Raw genomic sequence first — 21,524 nt, 5'->3', positions numbered from 1 at the left:
TAATAAAATAGTGTAAAGGTAAAAAAGCACAAAGCGTGAAACTCTTTTATTATTTTTGGACGACAAATCGATTTTGTCACCCTATAAATTACGCACATAGTAATCTTCAGGTTAAATCAGTTTATGCAGGATAAAGTATTTATATTTATGCTCATAATTTTAAGCTATGCTGATTATATTTAAGTAAGGGGAGTATTGATGAGTAATTTTATAACCAATTCGGGAAATAAGAACTTAAAATCCCGTCTTTCAGAATTGATAAGAGAAAGCCAGGAACTGAAATTTTTGGTCGGTTTTTTTTATTTTTCCGGTATACAAGAGTTAATAGACAGTTTACAACAAAATCCGAATTTAATCCTTAAAGTACTAGTTGGCTTAAATGTTGATTGTCTGAGCTATGGTATTGTAGAATATGCGGAAGAGAGATATAAACAGAATGTAGAACGAATCGTATTGTATCACCAGTCCGTTCTGAAAGCTATCAATAACGATATTTTTGATAATGAACTATTTTATCAGCAGGCAAGTTATATCATTGAACAAATTACAGCGGGTAGAATAATCATCCGAAAAACAAGAAAACCCAATCACTCCAAGCTCTATCTATTCAAACTGAAAGAAGAACAGGTAGTTCGTAAAAATTTATTTATTACCGGTAGCAGTAATTTAACCAAGGCAGGTATGACTGATCAGGAAGAATTCAATGTGGAAATTTCCGATTATGGTTTTTCCGAAGCAGAGCAATATTTTGATACTTTGTGGGATAATGCTATTTCTATTACAGAAGCTGACAAAGAAAAGGCAACCCTGCTAAACAATCTGCAACATAAAACTTTACTTAAATCCATTCATCCTTTTGATGCCTATATGTATGTAGTGAAATCCTGGCTGGATACTTTTTACACAGAAGAATACAGTTCCGATATTGCCTATTTTATGCAGAAGAAAGGTTACCGACCCTTAAAATATGAAATTGATGCCGTTTGGCAGAGTTTATCAATTTTGGAAGAAAATGGGGGAGTTATTTTAGCGGATGTTGTGGGCTTGGGTAAATCCATTATTGCCTCTTTAATTGGCTGGAAAATGAGAAAAAGGGGTATCATTATTTGTCCTCCCGGTTTGATTGGAGATGAAACTGCCCGTTCCGGATGGAAACAATATAAAGAGGATTTTGAACTTTATGATTGGGAAGTGCGTTCCGGAGGGGATTTAGATAGTATTATTGAATTTCTTAACCGGGCTAAAAATATTGAAGTGATCATTGTGGATGAAGCACATCGTTATAGAAACGGCACTACCGAGACCTACGAAAAGCTGAAGACCATTTGTCGGGGACGCAAAGTTATTCTACTTACGGCAACTCCTTTTAATAACACACCTGCCGACATACTTTCCTTGCTTAGTTTATTTATCGTTCCCAAAAAGTCCAATATCACTCTCAACAGTAATTTGGTTGATCTTTTCCGCTTTTACAACAGCTTATTTAAAGACCTTGCCTTTATAACTAAAAACCGGAATTCCGAAGACCCAAGTAAAAAGAATGATGCCCAAAGAAAATACAATGGCCTTTTTGGTAACGGGGAAATTGATATTAAAAAAGTAACCCGCAGAGCCAAAATACTCTCACAACAAATCAGAGAAGTAATAGAACCGGTTACCGTTCGCAGAAACAGATTAGATTTATTATCCGATCCGGAATACAAAGAAGAAATTAAAGAACTATCTAAAGTAGAAAATCCCCAAGAATGGTATTATGAATTAACCCAAGAGCAATCCGCTTTTTATGACCGTGTTATTGAAGAATATTTTACCGATAGTCAAAATTTTCCTGATCGTTTCAAAGGTCCTGTTTATAAGCCCTATAAGTATGAAGGCATTAAAACTGAAGAAGGTAAATTAACTCGTCAGGAACAGATAGATCAATTAAGTCAGGATAATTTGTATGATATCTTAAGACGCCAAATGGTAAAGCGTTTGGAAAGCTCTTTCGGTGCCTTTAAAAAATCTGTAGAAAATCTCCTTAATTCGTATATACAAATTAAGACCTTTATTCAGAATTCAAATGGACTCTATATTCTTGATCGTAAGCTAATTAATAAAGCCGATGTGGATGATCCTGAAAGCATTGATGCCATTTTAGACCAGTTTAGGCAAAATAATCTGGATAAAGAAGGAAGAAAGAATAAGATTTATAATGTTAATGATTTTACCCTCAAAGAGGAGTTTTTTGCCGATATGGATTCCGATATTGCTCTGTTCCAAAAAATACTGAAAGAAATTGATTCCTTAAAACTGGTGGAAAACGACCCCAAGCTGAATACCTTACTTAAAAATGTGCACAATATCCTAAACCAACCTCCTAAAAAAGGTGAACCACCTGCTAAAGTTGTTATTTTTTCCGAATATGCCGATACTGTTAAACATCTTGAGTCATCACTAAAAGAACATTTTAAGAACAGAGTTTTAGTTATTACAGGAGGATTATCAGGAACTATACTGGAGGAAATAAATACCAATTTTGATGCTGTCCATACCATTCAAAATGATGATTACGATATTCTTCTTTCTACCGATAAATTGTCCGAGGGCTTTAACCTCAATCGTGCTTCAACTGTTATCAATTATGATATTCCCTGGAATCCTGTGCGGGTTATTCAGAGGGTAGGCAGAATAAATAGAATAAGTAAAAAGGTCTTTGATAAACTCTATATTATCAATTACTTTCCCACTGAACAAGGTGCAGATATTGTTAAAAGCAGAGAAATAGCAGAACAAAAAATGTTTATGATTCATCAGACACTGGGAGAGGATACTCGTATTTTTGATCCGGACGAAGAACCCACCCCTGCCAAACTTTTTACTAAATTACAAACCAATCCGTATGAACTGGAACCGGAAGGTCTATATACTAAATTAAAGAATCTGATGTTTAACTGGAAGGAACAATATCCGGAACGAGTGAAGGATTTGGAAAATATGCCTATCAGAATTAAAACCGCTAAACCCTATAGTTCCGATTCCTTGGTGATGTGTATTCGCAAAGGCAAACTTTTCTGCGTTAGCCAGGATTTTACAGATGAAGATGGTCATTATCTGGCTTTACCTTTTGAAGAAGTCCTGAAAAGAATTGAATGCACTCCGGAAACTGAACATCTTAAATTAAGCCCGGATTTCTGGCAAGCATACAATCTGTTAAAAAAAGAAGCTGATAATTTTTCATATAGACAAAGCCAACTTAGTAATTCTGAAAAAGCATACAACTTTCTTTCATATCTTTTAGAAGTTCCCGATTCTGATATCCAAAATTGGTATCCCTTTATTCTTATGCTGAAAGAAGATATCCAAAATTATGGAACCTTACCGGATTATACCTTAAAAACAATAGCTGATTGGAATAATAATGGTAAACCCAATTTTAAACATATTATCCAAGAATTAGAGAAATTAAGCAAGACCTTAGGCAAAGATTATCTGAATAAAGTTAAATATGGCTTAAAAGTTTACGAACCACAAGTAATTGTGGCAATAGAGGATCGGATATGGAATTAAAACCTTATCTTGTTTTACCTTCCAATTTTTCTTTGGATAACTGGATATCCTATTTTGACAAAGCTTCCAGTGTGTTTGCAGAGAAAATAGATCATTTACCCAAACTTAATGATGTTAATTTTTCAGAAATAACCGCTTTAGGAAATCTATCCTTCAGTGATGCTACAAATTGTGGAATTTATCTGATAAAAGTTAATAGACCTTTAACTGATAAAACTGCCCGCAAAAAACAATTTGATAAAGCAATAGAAATTATTAAACAAAAACAAATACAAGCAGGTTTGTTCATTTTCTATGATGAAAACAAATCCTTTCGCTTTAGTTTTATTTATCCTGTTTATAAAGGGACAAAAAGAGCGTACAGCAATTATCGCAGGCATTCTTTTTATATAAATGCAGATTTACCTAATAAAACCTATCAACTTCAGCTTAGTAAATATAAACTTGATTCTCTGGTAGAAATAAAAGAAATGTTTTCTGTAGAAAGAATTTCCGATTTGTTTTATCAGGAATTTGAACAAGAATATGCCAAATTACAGAAGGGTATTAAGCATCTTTATAATCAAGATATAACTGCAGAAAAGAGAGGTGATTTTTCTCTTCCTTTTGTTCTTCGTATAATTTTTCTGGGTTTTGTGCAAAAAAAGGGTTGGCTGGGAAATAATAGTAAATTTATTCAGAATTATATAAAAACCTATAACTCGGATATTCATAAAAATGGTATCTACCAAGACCTGCTTTGCCCTCTATTTTTTCAAGCATTAAATTCAGCTCCTTCTCAAAAAAATAAATTTAGCTTTCCTAATATTACAGAACCTTTTAATACCCAATTAGTGAATGCACCTTATTTAAATGGAGGTCTTTTCCGTAAACATGAAAATTACGATCTTGATGCTTTATACATTACTGATGAAGCGATTAATAATTTTACAGAATTCCTTTTCAGTTACAATTTTACTTTGGAAGAAAATACACTTTATGATGAAGAACTGGAACTAAACCCTGAATTCTTAGGTATTATTTTTGAAAAACTAATTAATAAACAGTATGGAGCAATATATACACCGCGGTTGGAAGTTGATTTTATGTGCAGGATATCTTTAGTTAAATATCTGCAGAAAAATTGTTCCTCTTCAATTAAACTGGAAGAACTTTATAAATTATTCTTTCCTGAATATGGCGACGAAAACGAACAAACAGCGGGTAATTTTTCTTTTGAAGAAGCTAAAGAAATATTAGAAAAACTGGAACAAATTACCATTTGTGATCCAGCAATCGGTTCAGGGGCTTTTGCTGTTGGAATGTTGAGTGTTTTAGATGAAATTGAATGTTTATTATATGAAAAATTTTTACATCAGGAGACACCAAGTAATCCTTTTGAACGCAAAAAACGCATTATTTTTCAGTCCCTTTATGGTGTGGAAGTAAAACAATGGGCAGTTTGGATTACTCAATTGAGATTGTGGATTACACTTCTTATTGACGCGGAAGATAATTTGAAAAATAGTGAAGAACCATTACTTCCTTCTTTTGATTTTAAAATAAGACAAGGTGATTCGCTTATTCAAATTTTGGGAAATTATCTTTTCCCTATTTCCGGAGAGGGATTAGTTGGGCTTGATATTCAACGGAAAATTAAAGAATTAATAAAGCTTAAAACTGATTACTATTATAATAAATGCTCTAATAAACAATTTGAGATTGAGAAAAAACAACAAGACCTCTATTTAGATATTCTGCTGAAAAAAAGAAATGAACTGAATGCTGCCTTGAAACGCTTAGAAAGAGATTCTATAAATGAAGTTCAAGATAATTTCTTGGATTCGGATATCCAAATTGAGCTGGATTTATCTACGAAAAAACAAAAACATGAAATAGAAAAGCTGAAATATCAAATTAATATTGTTGAATATGAAATTAAACAAATTATGAATCATAATCTCCCCTTTATCTGGATAATAGATTTTCCAGAAATCTTTATAGAGAACAGAGGTTTTGACATCGTTATTGGCAATCCACCTTATGTGCCCCAAGAAGAAATTGAAGACCCCTTAAACAAAATAGAGAGAAGTAAATATAAAGCACTGCTAAAAACTATGGTAGCTCAGGATTTTCCCCAAGACCTGCAGGAATCAAATATCAACGGTAAAAGTGACCTCTATACTTTTTTCTATATTAGAGGATTGCGTTTGCTTAATCCAAAAGGAATTTTAACCTTCATTTCTTCCAATTCCTGGCTGGATGTAGAATTCGGTGCCTGGTTACAAAAATTCCTCTTGGAAAACTGCCCTGTTTATTTCATTATTGATAACCTGAGCAAAAGAGTTTTCCGGAGTGCAGACATTAATACTATTATTGCTGTTATTGGAGCTAAGCAAAAAATGGTTGCTTCTGATGATTTAATCCGCTTTGCTGCCTTCAAACTTCCTTTTGAAAGTTCTCTCTATACCGAAAACTTCCTTACAATTGAAGAAACACAAAATCGTATAGATTATGATGACTTAAGAGTAAATCCCGTTCCCAGAATAAAACTTTTAGAAGAAGGACTAAATAATAGTAGGGATAATAAGTACATTGGTAATATGTGGGGTAGTTATTATATTAGATCTCCACACTTCTTTTTAAATATATTAGAAAAATGTGAGAATAAGTTAGTCAATTTGAATAAAGTTGCCGTAATTAAAGGATACATACATGATAACAGCGTTAGCGATAAATATCCAACAAAGTATTTTGTTAAATCTGTAAAGGATATTAATGTTCTCGGTGTAGATACAAATACCCCTGGTGTAATAAGAAAAGGAATTAAATCAACAAATGGAAATGATATTATTGCGCCTATATTATATCCTCGTACTTTTGGCTCAAGACATATAGTAATAAGAAATTTGAGTAATGTATTTTTTAAGGAATTTTATAAGATTATCCCGATAGAAGAAGAAAACGTAGATAGTATTTTTATTCAACTTAACTCTTCATTTGGAGTTTTTCAAAGGGAACTTATTGGTTTATCAAATCTTGGAGGTGGTGCATTAAAATTCTCAATAAATAGTATAGGTTTATTTCGTTTCTTTACAAAAATAGAATATAAAGATTATTGTGATATATTAGAACCATTATTGACAGAAAAGGTAGATGATTTTTTTGTGGAATGTAATAAAAGTTATAGAATTGAACTTGATGATATCATTTTCAATTATTTGGGATTAACAAAAGATGAAAGAAGAATATTTATGGACATTTTAAAAGATATGATTGAAAATCGTCTAAATAGGGCTTCTTCATGTTAAAAATAATAATAAATATTTGTAATACTGAGAAGGAAATCTGTTTAATAATGTAAGGATGGGTGGGAATGAAATATTGGCTGAATAGAGGAAAGGATGTTATATAAAAGGCAGCAAGAAATTCTTTATTTGATTTCTCAACTGAATGGAATAGGGAAAGTAAAACTACAAAAGCTTATGTTTTTAGCAAATTATAAGCAGGATGAGGTTTCTTATGATTTTGTTCCCTATAAATATGGTCCCTATTCATTTATATTACAAAAGGATTTAGATTATTTAGTTAGGAATAATTTTCTGATTTTTAAGCATAATAAATACCGGGCAATTAACCCAAATTATATAAATATAACTCCAAAGCGTAGGGATATATTAAATAGTATCATATCCAGATATAGTATGTTTTCAACGAAGAAATTAATGCAATATGTCTATAGAGAATATCACCGATTTGCCATCAAAAGCTGTAAAGCAGAATCATTTTTATCAGCTATAGAAATGTCTGAAATTAAGACCCAAATTCCAGATACTACAAACCCTTCCATATTTACGATTGGATATGAAGGTAAAAGTATTGATAAATATCTTTCGGATCTTGTTTTTTCCGGAATAAAAGTGCTCATTGATGTAAGAGCAAATGCAATTAGTATGAAACCAGAATTTAGTGAAAGGAATTTAGGAAATTTTTGTAATCTGATGGATATTAAATATGTTCATATTCCGGAACTGGGTATATCCTCCAAGCAAAGAAAAGAAATTAAGGATAAAAAAATCTTGTTTCAGGATTTTAGGACGAACTTAACCAGTAACGGCTCTTATTATTTGAATAAAATTAGGGAACTGGCTATTACCAATAAAAGAATTGCCCTTACCTGTTTTGAAGCCAATCCTGAAGAATGCCATCGGAGCATTATTGCCAAAATCATTTATGATAACTTACCTCAAGAGTATAAATTGGTGGATTTATGAAGAAGAAAATACTTATAGCAGTAAAAACCTATCCCAATCCTTCTCAAAAGTATAATGAGACGGTCTGCACTGCCGGCTTGGATGAAGACAAAAAATGGATTAGAATTTATCCCATTAATTTCCGCTCAAGACCTTTAGCAGAGCGGTATAAAAAATTTCAGTGGATTGAAGTTGATATTGAGAAAACAGAAGGGAGAGATTTTAGACCGGAAAGTTATCGTTTAAAAAATTTTGATGATGAAATAACAACATTGGAGCAAGTAACCTCCTATGATGTTAAAAAGGAATATATTCTTAACAATGTTTATGATTCCTTAGATGTTTTACTTAGGGACTCTCAAGAACCTAAAAATATTTCCCTGGCAACATATAAACCAAGTTCTATTGTTTCTGCAGGTTATGAACACTGTAAAAGAAACTGGAATAAAGAAGAACAAGAGAAATTTTTACAACTTAATATATTTAATATTGCACCTCAAATTCCCTTAAAAAAGATGCCCTGTAATTTTAAATACACATTTAAAGACATCAATGGTTCAGAACATACTATGAGTATTTTGGATTGGGAAATTGGAGCTCTTTATTGGAATTGCTTAAAATCATCTAAAAGTGAAAAAGAAGCATGCCAAAAGGTAATTAATAAATTGGAAGATATAGCAAATAATAAGGATATGTATTTTATTCTGGGAACAACTTTGGAGCATCATCAAAGAAGATTACCTAACCCTTTTACTATCGTGGGTTTGTTTTATCCTCCGGTTGATGAGCAATTAACAATTTTGTAAAATTTACTTTTGTAATATCTTATTATTAGTGTCTCATTTAGCCAACATAAATAATGTAGCAGAAATCAGTAATAGTTATAATTAGTAACCGGGTTGTCAAATTTTAATGAGGAATTGCTATTAAGCATTATCCTATTAAAAACCTTCATTTGCATTGGCAAAGAAAGATTTTGCCTATTATTTTCCATAACTGCATAATTCGTATTTTAATAAATAAAATATTTGAATCCCTGCTTGTGGGTAAAGGACAGAACAATTTACCTTTAAACAACCGTAGGACATTTTTTCTTATCAGCTTTCTTTATACCGTAGAGATATTGTAACAATTAAGTAACGACCAAGTAACGAAACTACGGAAGTGTTACAGAAGTGTTAGGGTAGTGTTACGGTAGTGTTACGGAGTCAAGAAGGAATGAACTTGTTTGCAATAAGTTAGCATATATTTTTTAGGAGGGGAGAAAGCAGGACATAATTATCCGCTAACATATTGATATGAAAGAGATAATGAAATTATTACTGTGAATTATCCTATATATAAAAATTCCGTTTTTTATGCAAGTATATAACAACAATGTTTATCCTCAAAAATAAATATATGATTTATGGTGAATATAAATTTCTTGAGAACAACAGATCTTAAAAATGGGTTTTATATCCGTTGAAAAGAATTTAGGAGAGTGATTTTTCTCTTTTGCAGAGAGAAAGTTCCGGATGAGAGAAAGAAATTAGATAATCTATTAATTTTCCATATTGCCTGACTTATAATTGATTTTATATAAAAGTAAATATCCTATCTAACTTATTGTAATTCATTTAATTGGATATATTTCTCATTTTCTCTATTATTTTCAAGAGGTAAAACACTCGGTTAATATTTGTTGTTTTATTGTAATTTCTGCGAAAGCAGAATTTTAGGTAAGAATAAAAATAGTTTATGACCTTTTTTTACCGAGTTAACCTTCCTTATTTAATACCTGTCGTTCCTACGGAACTCTCTCTAAAGAAAGGATTTAAGTTATTTCAATTTCCTTTTTGCGCCGGGTTGAAACCCGTCGTTATTATCTGTCGTTCCTACGGAACTTTTTCCCAAAAGGTAAAGAAATAAATATCCTGGGTTCTTTTTCACCGGGTTGAAACCCGTTGTTAATATCTGTTGTTCCTACGGAACTTTTTCCCGAAAGATGAAGAAATAAATATCCTGGATTCTTTTTCACCGGGTTAAAACCCGTTGTTAGTACCTGTCGTTCCTACGGAACTCTTTCGGATAAAAGGAATTATGGGATTTCTATTTGCTTTTTTCACCGGGTTGAAACCCGTTGTTAATATCTGTCGTTCCTACGGAACTCTTTCGGATAAAAGGAATTATGGGATTTCTATTTGTTTTTTCACCGGGTTGAAACCCGTTATTAGTACCTGTCGTTCCTACGGAACTCTTTCGGATAAAAGGAATTATGGGATTTCTATTTGCTTTTTTCACCGGGTTAAAACCCGTTGTTAATATCTGTCGTTCCTACGGAACTTTTTCCCGAAAGATGAAGAAATAAATATCCTGGATTCTTTTTCACCGGGTTAAAACCCGTTGTTAGTATCTGTCGTTCCTACGGAACTCTTTCGGATAAAAGGAATTATGGGATTTCTATTTGCTTTTTTCACCGGGTTAAAACCCGTTGTTAGTATCTGTCGTTCCTACGGAACTCTCTCGGAAAGAAGGAGATATGCTGTTTTCATCTGCTTTTTGCGCCAGGTTGAAACCCGTCGTTATTATCTGTCGTTCCTACGGAACTCTTTTTAAAGAAAGGAATTAAGTTATTTCCATTCTCTCTTTGTATTGGGTTAAAAAATATCTGGATTCCTGTTTTCGCAGGAATAACAGAGGATAATTTCAAAATTGAAAGGATATAACAGAACTTGGTATTGGGAGAATAGTGCAGTTTTATGTTAGGAATTGTAGAATTGAGCTAAAACGGATAGTCCTTTTAAGTGCAATGCCTGTTTATGATGTGCTTCCCAATAGAGTTCAAAAACGGTGTTAATTTCGTTTACAACCGCCCTATTTATTATTATATCTTCAAGGTGATTAGCAATTTCAGGTAATAAAGTTAAGATATTTCTTGCTGGGGGTGAAAGAATCATTAAAGCGTTATCCGGATTGATTTCCGGCAAACATTTCTCGCAAACAAAGCCGCCTTTGGTTTTGAGGTAGGCATTGGGAACATCAAGGGGATTTTTGCATAAGCAACAATAACTTAATGGATTGCCAATGCCGCTTAAAATGGTAATTCTATTCAAAAAGCGCCAAAAGATGAGAATAGCGTTTCTTTCCACTTTTTTCAGGTAATCCAGATAGGAAATAGTAAGGTCATAAATTGTAGCTATATCTTCTTGAGAAATAATCAGATGGCTAATTAGTTCCAAACCTGTTTCCGCAGCTGCCCAAGTTGATGAACTGGGATAAGCGGAAAAATTGCGGGTAATATTTGCCTCGCTGAAAAGCCATAAACCCTGTTCTTTCGGTTCATAAGCAATTAGTTCGTATTCACAAAGAGGTAGAAGTTGCTGTTTTTCGTTTTTTTTGCGGATACCTTTGGCGATAACACTAATCATTCCCTGCTGGCGGGTAAAATATTGCAGAATTAAACTGCTTTCGCTATATTGGCTTTGTTTGATGAGGATTGCCAGCAGTTTGTTTTTCAAGAAAGTTTTTCCCTTACTTCTTTTAAGCTCATCGGTGTGGCAAAAACACTTTTGAAATTCTTGTAAGTAACAAAACCTGGGGGACTTTTACGCGGTTTTCGGACATAACGAATTTGAGTGTAATCCACAGGAACATTGGTAGAAAATTTTGCCTTGGAAAACCAGGCAGCTAAATTGCAGCAAAGTTCTATTAATTGAGGACTTGGTTCTGTTTTTTTAAGGCATTTGAGGACAATATGCGCTCCGTGATAAATACGACAGTGAAACCAATAGTCATAAGGTCTTGCCAGTTGAGTAGTTAAATAATCATTTTCTTTGGCACGGCGTCCTATAAGGATTTGAAACTCATCATTTATCTTCAATTTCAGGATTTTATCGGCAAGAATAGCGTTTTGGACAATTTTGTGTCCGGTTGGTTTGGAGGGCAAAATTACGCTATCCGGTAATTCACCTTTTTCCGCTTGGGCAATGAGGTTTTTAATTTTTTCAATTTCGGCATCTGTCTGAGCCAGATTTTTGGTAATTATCTGTAAGCCATTTTTGGCTTTATGATACTTTTTCAGATAGCTTTGCAAATTTTCCTGCGGGCTTTTGTCTTTCTGTAAAGGTATTTCTATTTCCTGCAAAGCGGGGTCAAGATAATTGATTGCCGTAAAACTTTCCCTTCCGGTTTTAAGATTATGCAGATTGGTTTTCAAACATTCTGCACAGGCGAGCCAAAAATCCGCTTTTTCCGCATTTGTTAGGTCTTGTTTTAATTTTTCTCTTTTTTTCTGTAATTTTTGCAGTTCTTTTTTTAGGGCAGTGCATATTTTTTGACCATTTTCTGCCTCTTCTTCTTGTTTTAACTTATTGTAATACAGATGGATAAAATAATCGTTGCAGGTTGTGCTACCATCAGGATAAGGGGATTTTACCTCTTCCAATATCGGCTGAAAAGATGTTTTCGGAGCAGTGTAAACAAGTCCCGGCAAAATTTGTCTTTGAGGATTATCTGCATAGCTGTATTTATGAAGGGCATCAAGAATATGCAATTCGGAATCGGTTAAAATTGCATTGGGTTGAGGAGGCATCAATTCTGCGATAAGAAAATATTTTTTATTCTGCTGGTAGATATCTCTTTGCTGAAGTTCCAAATAGGCAAGGCGGTCATTTTCAGCTAAAGAAATACCTGTAAGATGACAATTGTTAAGCTTTTGCCAGATTTTTTTCCCTTCCTGAGGTGGATGGAAATTATCCTGCAGAAAAATGAAGGCATCGCGTTTACTAAGCACTATGCACAGGGCTTTTTTATCTTTTGTCTGCAATACTAAGAGCTCTGGAAACAATAAAACACTTTCTATTACCGCTTGATAACCAATCATTTCTTGTGTCCATTGCTTAAGATAAGAATATTTCACTTTAGTTATTTTCCTTTTGTCTTGACAGAAAAACAGGATATATTTTTGAATGCCATAGTATAATATATTATAAAGGAGTCAAGCATGAAAGCTACAACGGCGATTATAGTAGCAGTTCTGGCAATTCTGACTATCGTGTTTGCGGTTCTGTGGATTAATGCCAACGGCAAATCCAAAGATATTATGAAAAGCAATGAAGAATTGAAAAAACTGTATGAGACATCTACTTCCACGATTGGTGAAATTCAATCAAGCTTGGAATCGCTGGAACAAGACCTCTCGGGACAACTTTTCACACAAAAAGAAATCCCCGGAACATCCCCTGAAGAGCGTAGAAATCGCATTATTTCTTCCATAGCTCATATGCGAGACCAAATTGAAGCGGATAAAAAGAAAATTGCTACTCTGGAAAAACAACTTGCTACCTCTAAAAACCAACTGAAAGGTGTGCAGGAAATTGTGAATAAACTTAAAGCCAGTATCAGCGAAAAAGAACAAATTATGGATGAATTACAACAGCGCTTAGGCATTTTGAACGAAACATTGGAAACGGAAAGAAGAACCAGTGCCGAAGAAATTCAAAAACGCGAGATGACGATTACGGAAAAAGAACAACAGATTACTCAACAAAGCATTGAAGCAAATACTATCTATTATGTATATGGTACTCGCAAAGAATTAATGGCTAAAGGAATTATGGATAGAAAAGGTGGACTTTTGGGTATCGGAAAGGTTTCTACCGTTAAACAAAATATTCCTATTGAGCAATTTAACTCTATGAACCTGCTGGAAACACAGCAAATAAGTTTTCCGGCAACAAAAAAGGGCTATTCTATCCTCACTAATCACCCTGCTACTTCCTATAAAGTAGAAAAGGAAGGCGACCAGAATATTCTTACTATTCTTGACCCAACAAACTTCCGTAAACAAAAATTCGTAGTAATAGAACTGCTGTAACCTATATAAATTTTAACCCTTTCAAAAAGGTGAGGTTAAAAAAACCTCACCTTTTTTGTTTTGCAATTTTGTTTTTAAGCTAAAGTCGGAATTACTCCACCAATTAGGAAACTGGCAGCGAAAGCAATAATTGCATAAAGCTCAGGAAACACACCCAAAATAAGGGTTTTAGCAAAAACATCGTGTCCCGAACCGATACTTTCAATACCTGTGGCGACAATTCTTGCCTGGTGATAGGCAGAAATCAGTTCCACGGTTCCTGAAATCAAACCTGCTCCTAAAATAGCACAGGCCTGAAGCATATTAATTTGGGGAGTAACATAAGCTTTCAGGATGAAGAAAGAACCAAAACCATATAGACCCTGCGTTCCAGGTAAAGCGGATAGGATCATACAGCTGGGAAAAACATCATCCCTTTTTTTCATTGCACCAACTGTTGCACGACCACCGATAACAGTTCCCCAGGCACTTCCCACTCCGGAAAGAGCTACCATCAGGAAAAGTCCGATCCAAGCCAAAAAATATGCCAAATTTTGGCTCGCCATAGTGGCAACAATTGGTTGAGCTATTGTGTGTAAGGAATCAGGCATTTTAACCTCCCTTGTTATTCCTTTTTCCCAAAGGGTTTATATTCCAGCCCGGGACCTGCAAAAGCAGCATTTTTGTAAAACTCCACGAAAGTAAGTCGTAAAGGATGAACAAAACCGCTAAGACCTCCCAAGGCAATATTTAAAGTATGTCCAAAAAGCATAAACAGCACAAAAATAATAGGACCGACAATCGGAATTCCATGAGCAATTTGACTTCCAATAGAGTTCATTACAAACCCCAAAATTGCGCTGGAAACGCTTAAAGCAAAAAGACGGATGTAAGATAAAATATCACCAAAATAACCGGTAACAATTTGATAAAGTAGCCAAAATCCGTTGAGAATATTGAGAATAATATTCTTACCGGGACTATTGAACAGCAGGATCATTGCCAATCCGATATAAATAGGGTATTTAAGATAGGGCTGAACTTTGCTGATATTTACTCCTAAAAGTGAAGAACCGAGAACTGTTAACCCAAACAATAATAACCAGGTACCAATAGTACTTAGCCCAAATTTGAAACCGTTTTTTTTCATTGTCTTCACCGCTGAAATGGCTATCCCGAAAAGGATTTGGATAGCACCTAAAAGCAAAGCATAGTTGAAGATTTGATTATTATCCTGAATAAAAATCTTATCCTTAATAGCCGGAATCGTTTTCAAATCGAAAGCTAAAGCACTGCCCATCACCCAACCCATTATTATGGAAGCAGTTCCAAAGATCATTAACAGGGTCATAATGTCTTTCATACCCTGATTTTTCATCTTCAATTTTAAGATGACAGCCAAAATGATAATAACTATACCATAACCGATATCCGCATTGCAAAACCCGAAAAACAAAGCAAAGAAAGGTGCAAAGAAAGGAGTTAAATCAAATTCATCGTAATAGGGCAACATATACATTTTGCTGATGGGCTCAAAAAGACGGGCAAACCAGTTATTTCTTAATTTTATGGGGGGATTTTCTTCTGCTTTGGCATCTTCTGAAACATAAATAATGTTATTTTTCTCCAGAAAGTCCTTTAAACCCTGTTCCAAACTGACAGGAATCCAACCGCTTAAAAGACGAATAGTATTTTCCGCTTCATATTTACCTTGCTGGATAGCATCTTCAAATTCGTATTCACGACTTAGGTGTTTAAGCTCATCCTGAAACATTTCAATAGCTGTAGGAGCTATGGAATAGAGATAGTCGTCAATATCTTTTTGCTCATTTTCCAGTTCCTTCAGCTTGTCTTCAAATTCCTGAAGGGTATGCTGATGAAAAGAAAAAGTATCCGCTTCTAAAGCTGGGTCTCCATTATCTGTAATAACTACAAAGTATAAAATTCCGCCAACTTCGTTAATAATTTTCAAGGGATATTTTTCCTGCCATTCCGGTTTAAAGTGATTTTTTAAGCAGGTATAGAAACGAATGGTCAATCCGTATTCTTTAAGTTTACGCACCAAATCGTAATCAAAATGCCCCCAGGGACTTAAATCCCGAATTTGTTTTTTAACCGTATCTATAGAGTGTTGAAGTTTATCCTTTTCTTCTCTTGCTTCATTTATTTTATTCAGCAATGCCTTTGTCGGTAAAGGACTTGCCTGCTTAGGGGCAGTGGATTTTAGTTTTGCCAGGAATTTAACACATTCACCATATTCCCTCATCAATTCAAGGTTTTTGGTTTGGGATTCGGTTTTTTCATCACAACTACGAATAATATGCACTAGACCCAGCTTTTGGAGCTCTGCCAAAAAGTTCTCGTAATCCTGATGATAGAGAACGAAGGTATATTTACGCATCTTTTCTATCATAGCTGGCTCTCCTGTTCAAAGCGGGATTTAAGTATTTTCTGTGATGCCTTGGATAAATTTTCTTCATCTTCCAGATAGCGTTTTATTTTTAGAATGGCATCTTCAAAGGCAGGTATTTGTACTTTTTCGTAGAGATTCACTTTCTGCGTTGTCTTTTTCCGCACTTGCTCCAAAATTTGCATCTTGCGAATAAAAAAGTCCCTTTCAATTTGGAGTTGGCAAATTTCTTGCAGCAAAGCAATTCCTTCGGGATACCAGGAAGGAGCTTTAAAAAGGTTATAGTCCGCTATTTCAAATTCTATGTTTTCCAATAGGGGGGTTTTTACACCGGCTATTTTACGGGTTTTAATTTCCACATTTTTAATTTTTACGATGTCAGGATCAAATTCCACAAACAATTTCATAAAAGCATCAAGTTCTGCAGTGCGTTCTTTCATTTTTTGGTCTAAGGCAAATGCCTGGTCGCGCGCTTTTTTAACTTCCAGGCGTAAGGCACTTTCCTTGTTTTTCAAGGTTGGCAAAGCTCTTTGCCTAACCGCCAGTTGTTTAATCAGTTGTAACTGAGAGATTTTATTATACTGAAATTTCAGGTTCATCCTTTCTTCCAATACAAATTCATAAATTCGTCTTTGATACCTATTTCAGCACGGTTGAAATACTTCTGGAAAAGTTCCCAGGTTCTATCCAACATTTCATCGGTGCTGATATTAACATCAACAGCCAAAATCTTATCGGAATACTCTTTGGCAAAATCAAGCACGCGGATATCATAATCGGATAAGTCAAAACCGTTTTCCAGCTTGGTTTTAGCATTGGCAGCATCGGCATAAAGACGCACTGCAGTATTCATTACCTGGGGATGGTCTTCCCTTGTCTTTTTGCCTATCACAAGCTGTTTCAAACGAGAAAGAGAACGGAAAGGATCAACAATAACTTTTCCAATATCCGTATCGCGTTTCAGGAAAAGCTGTCCTTCTGTTATGTAACCTGTATTATCGGGAATGGCATGAGTAATATCTCCTCCCGAAAGAGTTGTAACTGCAATAATTGTTATGGAGCCACCATCGGGAAATTGCACTGCTTTTTCATAGAGCTTTGCTAAATCACTGTAAAGCGAACCGGGCATACTATCCTTGGAAGGAATTTGGTCCATACGGTTGGAAACAATACTTAAAGCATCGCAGTAAAGTGTCATATCAGTTAACAACACCAAGACCTTTTCCTTTTTTTCCAAAGCAAAATATTCTGCAGCAGTAAGCGCCATATCAGGAACCAGAAGTCGTTCCACAGTAGGGTCTTCCGTAGTATTTACAAAAGAAACGATTCTATCTATCACTCCAGCATTTTCAAAAGTGTTTTTATAAAGCAGATAGTCGTCGTTGGAAAGCCCCATACCCCCTAAAATAATTTTATCACTCTGAGCTCTTAAGGCAACCATAGCCATTACTTCATTATAGGGTTGGTCAGGGTCTGCAAAGAAAGGTATTTTTTGTCCTGTAACCAAAGTATTATTCAAATCAATTCCTGCAATTCCTGTAGTAATCAATTCGGAGGGTTGTTTTCTGCGCACAGGATTTACAGAAGGACCTCCAATTTCCACTTCTTTACCTTCAATTTCAGGACCTCCGTCAATCGGTTCACCATAAGCATTGAAAAACCTGCCACCTAATTCATCGCTAACTTTCAAAGTAGGCGCTTTTCCGAAAAAGACAACTTCGGCATCAGTTCCAATTCCTTCAGTCCCGGCAAAAATTTGCAGAGTTACATTATCACCTATAATTTTAACTACCTGAGCCAAACGTCCTGCAACTGTAGCCAGTTCGTCATTTCCCACTCCTGTTGCCTGAACGGTGCAAGTAGCTTTAGTTATTTGATTGAGTTTGGTATATATCTTTTGAAAAGCTTGGGTTTCCATTATTTAGCTCTCCTTTCTGCAACTATTTTATGTAGTTCCGCTTCGTAATTGTTAAATTCCGGCGTTTGAAATTCCATATAATTCATTTGTTTGCAGATATTGATTAGCCGTGTGTAAAAAGGCATAACTTCTTCAAAGCCCTCAAACACGAAATCCGCATTGCAAATCTCTAAAATTAGTTCCAGCATATATTGCTGTCTTTTCATTGGCGTGGATTGGTCTACTTTATCAAAGCCATCCTGTTGTAAAATAATTCTATCCACAAGTTCACTTTTCCAGTATTTGTCATGATACGAAAGCGGAACACCATCATCACCTAAAATATTTATTTGTTCCTGTGCTTCTTTTCCGCGCAAGAGAATATCTTTGGTATGATTTACATCCTTCACCCAATGCGGATTTACATTGGCATTCAAATATTCAATCACTTCGGGATATTCCAGATATTTACTGTAGGAATCAATAGGATCAACTGCAGGATAGCGTTTACTGTCTGCTCTGGCTTGAGAAAGTGCGTAAAAACAACGTGCTGCTTTTTTGGTGGATTCCGTAACCGGCTCTTTCAAATTTCCACCCGCAGGAGAAACAGTTCCTATAAAAGTTATAGAACCAGTAGTTCCACTTTTTAAGTAAACAAATCCGGCACGGGCATAAAAATTGGAAATAATGGCTGGAAGGTCCATTGGATAAGCATCCGGACCGGGAAGTTCTTCCATTCTGTTACTCATTTCTCTTAATGCCTGAGCCCAACGCGAAGTGGAATCAGCCAGCAGTAAAACCTTGAGTCCCATATTGCGATAATATTCCGCAATCGTCATAGCCGTATAAACAGATGCTTCTCTTGCCGCTACAGGCATATTGGAAGTGTTACAAACAATGATAGTTCTCTCCATAAGTTTTCTTCCCGTTCTGGGGTCATCCAGTTCGGGAAATTCCACAAAGAGTTCCACAACTTCATTTGCTCTTTCACCGCAAGCAGCCATAATAATCAAGTCCGCTTCTGCATTTTTGGATATGGAATGTTGTAAAACTGTTTTTCCTGCTCCGAAAGGACCTGGAATAAAGCCGGTTCCACCTTCCACCATAGGATTTAGTGTATCCATTGTGCGGACGCCAGTTTCCAAAAGCTTAAAGGGACGCGGTTTTTCAACATAAGCGGTAATGGGAATTTTCACAGGCCACTTTTGAATCATATTAATTTCTATATCCTTACCTTCTTTGTCTATCAAAACGGCAATGGTTTCGGTTATTTTATAGTCACCTTCCCCAGCGATGCTTTTAACAGTATATTCATCTTCCATCACAAAAGGAACCATAATTTTATGAGTAATCCAACTTTCGGGAACTGAACCTAACCAGTCACCTGCACTTACTTTATCTCCAACTTTGACAAGGGGAGTGAATTTCCAGAGGGAATTTTCATCTAAGGGGTCAGTATATTCACCCCGAGTTAAAAAAACACCTTTTCTTTTATTGAGGTCACCTTGCAAACCGTCAAAATTCTTGGAAAGCATTCCGGGACCAAGTTTTACCTCCAGCAAATGATCGGTAAATTCAACAGTATCACCTGGTTTTAAACCGCGTGTGCTTTCAAAAACTTGAGTATTGGCTATGTTTCCTACAACTTTAATAACTTCTGCCATCAACTTTTCTTTGCCCAGATTGATGTAGCAGATTTCATTTTGGGAAACAGGACCTGAAACCTCAACCTGAACGAGGTTGGAAATTATTCCTTTAACTATACCTGTTGTCATATTTGTTTACCTTCTATTTTCTTTGCGTGCTTTTTATATTGAAATCAGCGGGAAAGCTGAAACTATTGTTCAAATCGCTCAAAATGGAATTAAAAACCTCTTTTCCCAATTCGGGAGATGACTTTATCCAGCGAGTTAAAATACGCAACTGACAATAGTAACCTAAAATGCGGTCTATATTGAAATAATTAAAGAAGTTATAATCATCAATCCACCGCCAGCGTAAAATATCATAACCCCTTTCCCGATAGAGAATATTGTTTTGTTCGTAAATGCGAGTTAGTGCATTGTAAAGTTCATCTTCTTTGCCCAAACCGAAATCCGCAGTATGGCTTTTACTCAGTTTTTCCGTTGTTTCACCTTCTCCGACAAGATATTGGGCATAAGGTAGATTAAATTTGCGTCCGTTTATAGCGGTTAAAATATTTCTTATATGAGCATCAAAGGCAAACCAGTTCCTGATAAAATCATTAGGACTTTTTGCTGTCCAGGCATAAAATTTCTTTAGGAGCGCCAATTCAGTTTGCGGTAGAGGTTGCATTTCTTCCTGTTTTAAGGCATTTAACACTATTTCTTTGATAAAATTCGGGAGAGCTGCAAATTCAATAGGAGTTTTAAATTCCGGATTATCAATTACATTGCGTAAAAAAGCCAGATATTCTTCCCAGAAAGCATCATCATAAAGACCTTCCATATTGCGTTCTTTATTTGTTTTATACAAAACCCTCAGGAGATTGTCCAAATCCATCGGCAGATGTAAAATTTCCAGAAGATGATAGTCATTTTCGCTAACCTGGGTCTTTGCCTCTGCCAAAAATTCTTCCGGAGTCCAAGGCAGTTTTGTATCATCAATATTGATGTTGGGCAGTCCAGAAACGAAATAGTAATATTCTTGTTTCATAAATTATTGATTACCAAAGAGGATTTCCTTAGTGCGAGGGCGTAAGTAATTTTTGAACAGGTTGGCAAAATCATCTCCCTCAAATTTAATTTTATAAGTTCCATCTTCGGGAGCAATAATAAAGCCCTGTTTCATAACGGGTGAAAAATCAACTTTCAACTTACCATCAAAGATATCTTTTAAGGATTTAATATAAAACTCGTCTAAATGGGGTTTCATCTTTTCACTGATGATAATTGTTCCGGATGAAGTATTTTCCCTCCAAGCTGTAAGGGTTTCCAGAATAAGCTTTTTCACAAATTCCGTATCATTGAAGGCATCGTTCAATTTAGTATTGAGAGCTTCGGAAAGAACAAGATCGGTAATTTTTTGCTTGAGAGCTGTAAGAGTATGATTATATGCCATATTCAAATCGGATTGAGTATTCTTTTTCAGGTCTTCTGCCTTTTTTTCCGCATCTTTCAAAATTGCTTCTGCCTCCGCTTTAGCTTTGGCTATGGTTTCTTCTGCTTGTTCCTTTGCCTGACTGATTATTTTCTCAGCTTCCGCATTGGCTTTGGCAACACCTTCTTCATAAACTCGTTTTAGTAAATCTTGCAACTGGTCGTTCATAATGTATCTCCAGTGTTATCACTTTTTGTGACATTTAAAGAATGCCAAATTTTTGTCAATTAAAATCAGCTACCTGGATTTTTTTTATTCATAACACCGAAAACACTGAAAGCATAGAGAACACCGAGATATTTTTGGCAAAGAGAAAATAGCAAAGGGGCTCTCAACCCTCTCAACCTTCTCAACCCTCTCAACCCTTTACTTCCTAATTCTTTTCTTTCTCTCTTTGTAAAAATCCTCCTCCGCTTTCAGATATTTCTTGTCAGTTCAGGCCCGTTAAAAATAATGGTAACAGAAGAAAAAGGTGGATTT

The 21,524-nt window shown here is 35.1% G+C and carries 14 protein-coding genes; 5 read left to right on the top strand and 9 right to left on the bottom strand.

Translation table 11 applies throughout. The features are described from left to right. Positions 1-198: 198 nt before the first annotated feature. The 4 genes from CLOAM_RS05060 to CLOAM_RS05045 all read left to right on the top strand — a co-directional run bounded on the left by CLOAM_RS05060 (position 199) and on the right by CLOAM_RS05045 (position 8,587). On the top strand, positions 199-3,549 hold the full coding sequence (locus CLOAM_RS05060; RefSeq protein WP_044278957.1) for a helicase-related protein: 3,351 nt from the start codon (positions 199-201) through the stop codon (positions 3,547-3,549). Then, positions 3,540-6,839 carry an Eco57I restriction-modification methylase domain-containing protein gene (locus tag CLOAM_RS05055; protein ID WP_015424793.1) on the top strand — a complete coding sequence of 1,100 codons (3,300 nt, stop codon included), beginning with the start codon at positions 3,540-3,542 and terminating at the stop codon, positions 6,837-6,839. Before CLOAM_RS05060 ends, CLOAM_RS05055 begins: the two co-directional genes overlap by 10 nt. A gap of 93 nt (positions 6,840-6,932) precedes the next feature. Beyond that, positions 6,933-7,802, top strand: a complete 870-nt coding sequence (locus CLOAM_RS05050) for a DUF488 domain-containing protein (RefSeq protein WP_015424792.1) — start codon at positions 6,933-6,935, stop codon at positions 7,800-7,802. Next, positions 7,799-8,587 carry a hypothetical protein gene (locus tag CLOAM_RS05045; RefSeq protein ID WP_015424791.1) on the top strand — a complete coding sequence of 263 codons (789 nt, stop codon included), beginning with the start codon at positions 7,799-7,801 and terminating at the stop codon, positions 8,585-8,587. Before CLOAM_RS05050 ends, CLOAM_RS05045 begins: the two co-directional genes overlap by 4 nt. 1,938 nt (positions 8,588-10,525) lie before the next feature. On the opposite strand, the gene recO is transcribed toward CLOAM_RS05045, so the two are convergent. Both recO and CLOAM_RS05030 read right to left on the bottom strand, forming a co-directional pair. Continuing rightward, positions 10,526-11,281 carry a DNA repair protein RecO gene (gene recO, locus CLOAM_RS05035; RefSeq protein ID WP_015424789.1) on the bottom strand — a complete coding sequence of 252 codons (756 nt, stop codon included), beginning with the start codon at positions 11,279-11,281 and terminating at the stop codon, positions 10,526-10,528. Beyond that, a complete protein-coding gene (locus tag CLOAM_RS05030; protein ID WP_015424788.1) occupies positions 11,278-12,681 on the bottom strand; it encodes an NFACT RNA binding domain-containing protein in 1,404 nt (467 codons plus the stop codon). The genes recO and CLOAM_RS05030 overlap by 4 nt, the downstream gene beginning before the upstream one ends. An 84-nt stretch (positions 12,682-12,765) precedes the next feature. On the opposite strand from CLOAM_RS05030, the gene CLOAM_RS05025 reads away from it, so the two are divergent. Next, on the top strand, positions 12,766-13,638 hold the full coding sequence (locus CLOAM_RS05025; protein WP_015424787.1) for a Cbp1 family collagen-binding glycoprotein adhesin: 873 nt from the start codon (positions 12,766-12,768) through the stop codon (positions 13,636-13,638). A 74-nt stretch (positions 13,639-13,712) separates the two neighbouring features. Here CLOAM_RS05025 and CLOAM_RS05020 read toward each other — a convergent pair whose 3' ends face one another. From CLOAM_RS05020 to CLOAM_RS04990, 7 genes are read right to left on the bottom strand one after another with little or no spacing between them, the layout of a single operon-like run. Continuing rightward, positions 13,713-14,183, bottom strand: coding sequence for an ATP synthase subunit K (locus tag CLOAM_RS05020; RefSeq protein ID WP_044279230.1), 471 nt, complete (start codon positions 14,181-14,183; stop codon positions 13,713-13,715). 59 nt (positions 14,184-14,242) lie between these two features. Further along, on the bottom strand, positions 14,243-16,030 hold the full coding sequence (locus tag CLOAM_RS05015; RefSeq protein ID WP_015424785.1) for a V-type ATP synthase subunit I: 1,788 nt from the start codon (positions 16,028-16,030) through the stop codon (positions 14,243-14,245). Next, on the bottom strand, positions 16,027-16,626 hold the full coding sequence (locus tag CLOAM_RS05010) for a V-type ATP synthase subunit D (protein WP_044278954.1): 600 nt from the start codon (positions 16,624-16,626) through the stop codon (positions 16,027-16,029). Before CLOAM_RS05010 ends, CLOAM_RS05015 begins: the two co-directional genes overlap by 4 nt. After that, positions 16,623-17,945 carry a V-type ATP synthase subunit B gene (locus CLOAM_RS05005; RefSeq protein ID WP_015424783.1) on the bottom strand — a complete coding sequence of 441 codons (1,323 nt, stop codon included), beginning with the start codon at positions 17,943-17,945 and terminating at the stop codon, positions 16,623-16,625. Before CLOAM_RS05005 ends, CLOAM_RS05010 begins: the two co-directional genes overlap by 4 nt. Next, complete coding sequence (locus CLOAM_RS05000; protein WP_015424782.1) at positions 17,945-19,699, bottom strand: V-type ATP synthase subunit A; 1,755 nt, start codon at positions 19,697-19,699, stop codon at positions 17,945-17,947. Before CLOAM_RS05000 ends, CLOAM_RS05005 begins: the two co-directional genes overlap by 1 nt. A 13-nt stretch (positions 19,700-19,712) precedes the next feature. Then, on the bottom strand, positions 19,713-20,600 hold the full coding sequence (locus CLOAM_RS04995) for a DUF2764 family protein (RefSeq protein WP_015424781.1): 888 nt from the start codon (positions 20,598-20,600) through the stop codon (positions 19,713-19,715). 3 nt (positions 20,601-20,603) lie between these two features. Next, positions 20,604-21,212, bottom strand: coding sequence for a V-type ATP synthase subunit E family protein (locus tag CLOAM_RS04990; RefSeq protein ID WP_015424780.1), 609 nt, complete (start codon positions 21,210-21,212; stop codon positions 20,604-20,606). Between the last annotated feature and the right edge of the window lie 312 nt (positions 21,213-21,524).

The organism is Candidatus Cloacimonas acidaminovorans str. Evry (assembly GCF_000146065.2).
Classification (GTDB): domain Bacteria; phylum Cloacimonadota; class Cloacimonadia; order Cloacimonadales; family Cloacimonadaceae; genus Cloacimonas; species Cloacimonas acidaminivorans.
The sequence above is the reverse complement of the archived record's forward strand: the minus strand, read 5'-3'. Positions and strand labels throughout refer to the sequence as shown.

Coding starts and splice junctions, on each gene's coding strand:
- CLOAM_RS05010 (WP_044278954.1), bottom strand. CDS start 16,626: ATGAACCTGAAATTTCAGTATAATAAAATCTCTCAGTTACAACTGATT.
- CLOAM_RS05055 (WP_015424793.1), top strand. CDS start 3,540: ATGGAATTAAAACCTTATCTTGTTTTACCTTCCAATTTTTCTTTGGAT.
- CLOAM_RS05015 (WP_015424785.1), bottom strand. CDS start 16,030: ATGATAGAAAAGATGCGTAAATATACCTTCGTTCTCTATCATCAGGAT.
- CLOAM_RS05020 (WP_044279230.1), bottom strand. CDS start 14,183: ATGGCGAGCCAAAATTTGGCATATTTTTTGGCTTGGATCGGACTTTTC.
- CLOAM_RS05000 (WP_015424782.1), bottom strand. CDS start 19,699: ATGACAACAGGTATAGTTAAAGGAATAATTTCCAACCTCGTTCAGGTT.
- CLOAM_RS05045 (WP_015424791.1), top strand. CDS start 7,799: ATGAAGAAGAAAATACTTATAGCAGTAAAAACCTATCCCAATCCTTCT.
- CLOAM_RS05060 (WP_044278957.1), top strand. CDS start 199: ATGAGTAATTTTATAACCAATTCGGGAAATAAGAACTTAAAATCCCGT.
- CLOAM_RS04990 (WP_015424780.1), bottom strand. CDS start 21,212: ATGAACGACCAGTTGCAAGATTTACTAAAACGAGTTTATGAAGAAGGT.
- CLOAM_RS05005 (WP_015424783.1), bottom strand. CDS start 17,945: ATGGAAACCCAAGCTTTTCAAAAGATATATACCAAACTCAATCAAATA.
- CLOAM_RS05025 (WP_015424787.1), top strand. CDS start 12,766: ATGAAAGCTACAACGGCGATTATAGTAGCAGTTCTGGCAATTCTGACT.
- CLOAM_RS04995 (WP_015424781.1), bottom strand. CDS start 20,600: ATGAAACAAGAATATTACTATTTCGTTTCTGGACTGCCCAACATCAAT.
- CLOAM_RS05050 (WP_015424792.1), top strand. CDS start 6,933: ATGTTATATAAAAGGCAGCAAGAAATTCTTTATTTGATTTCTCAACTG.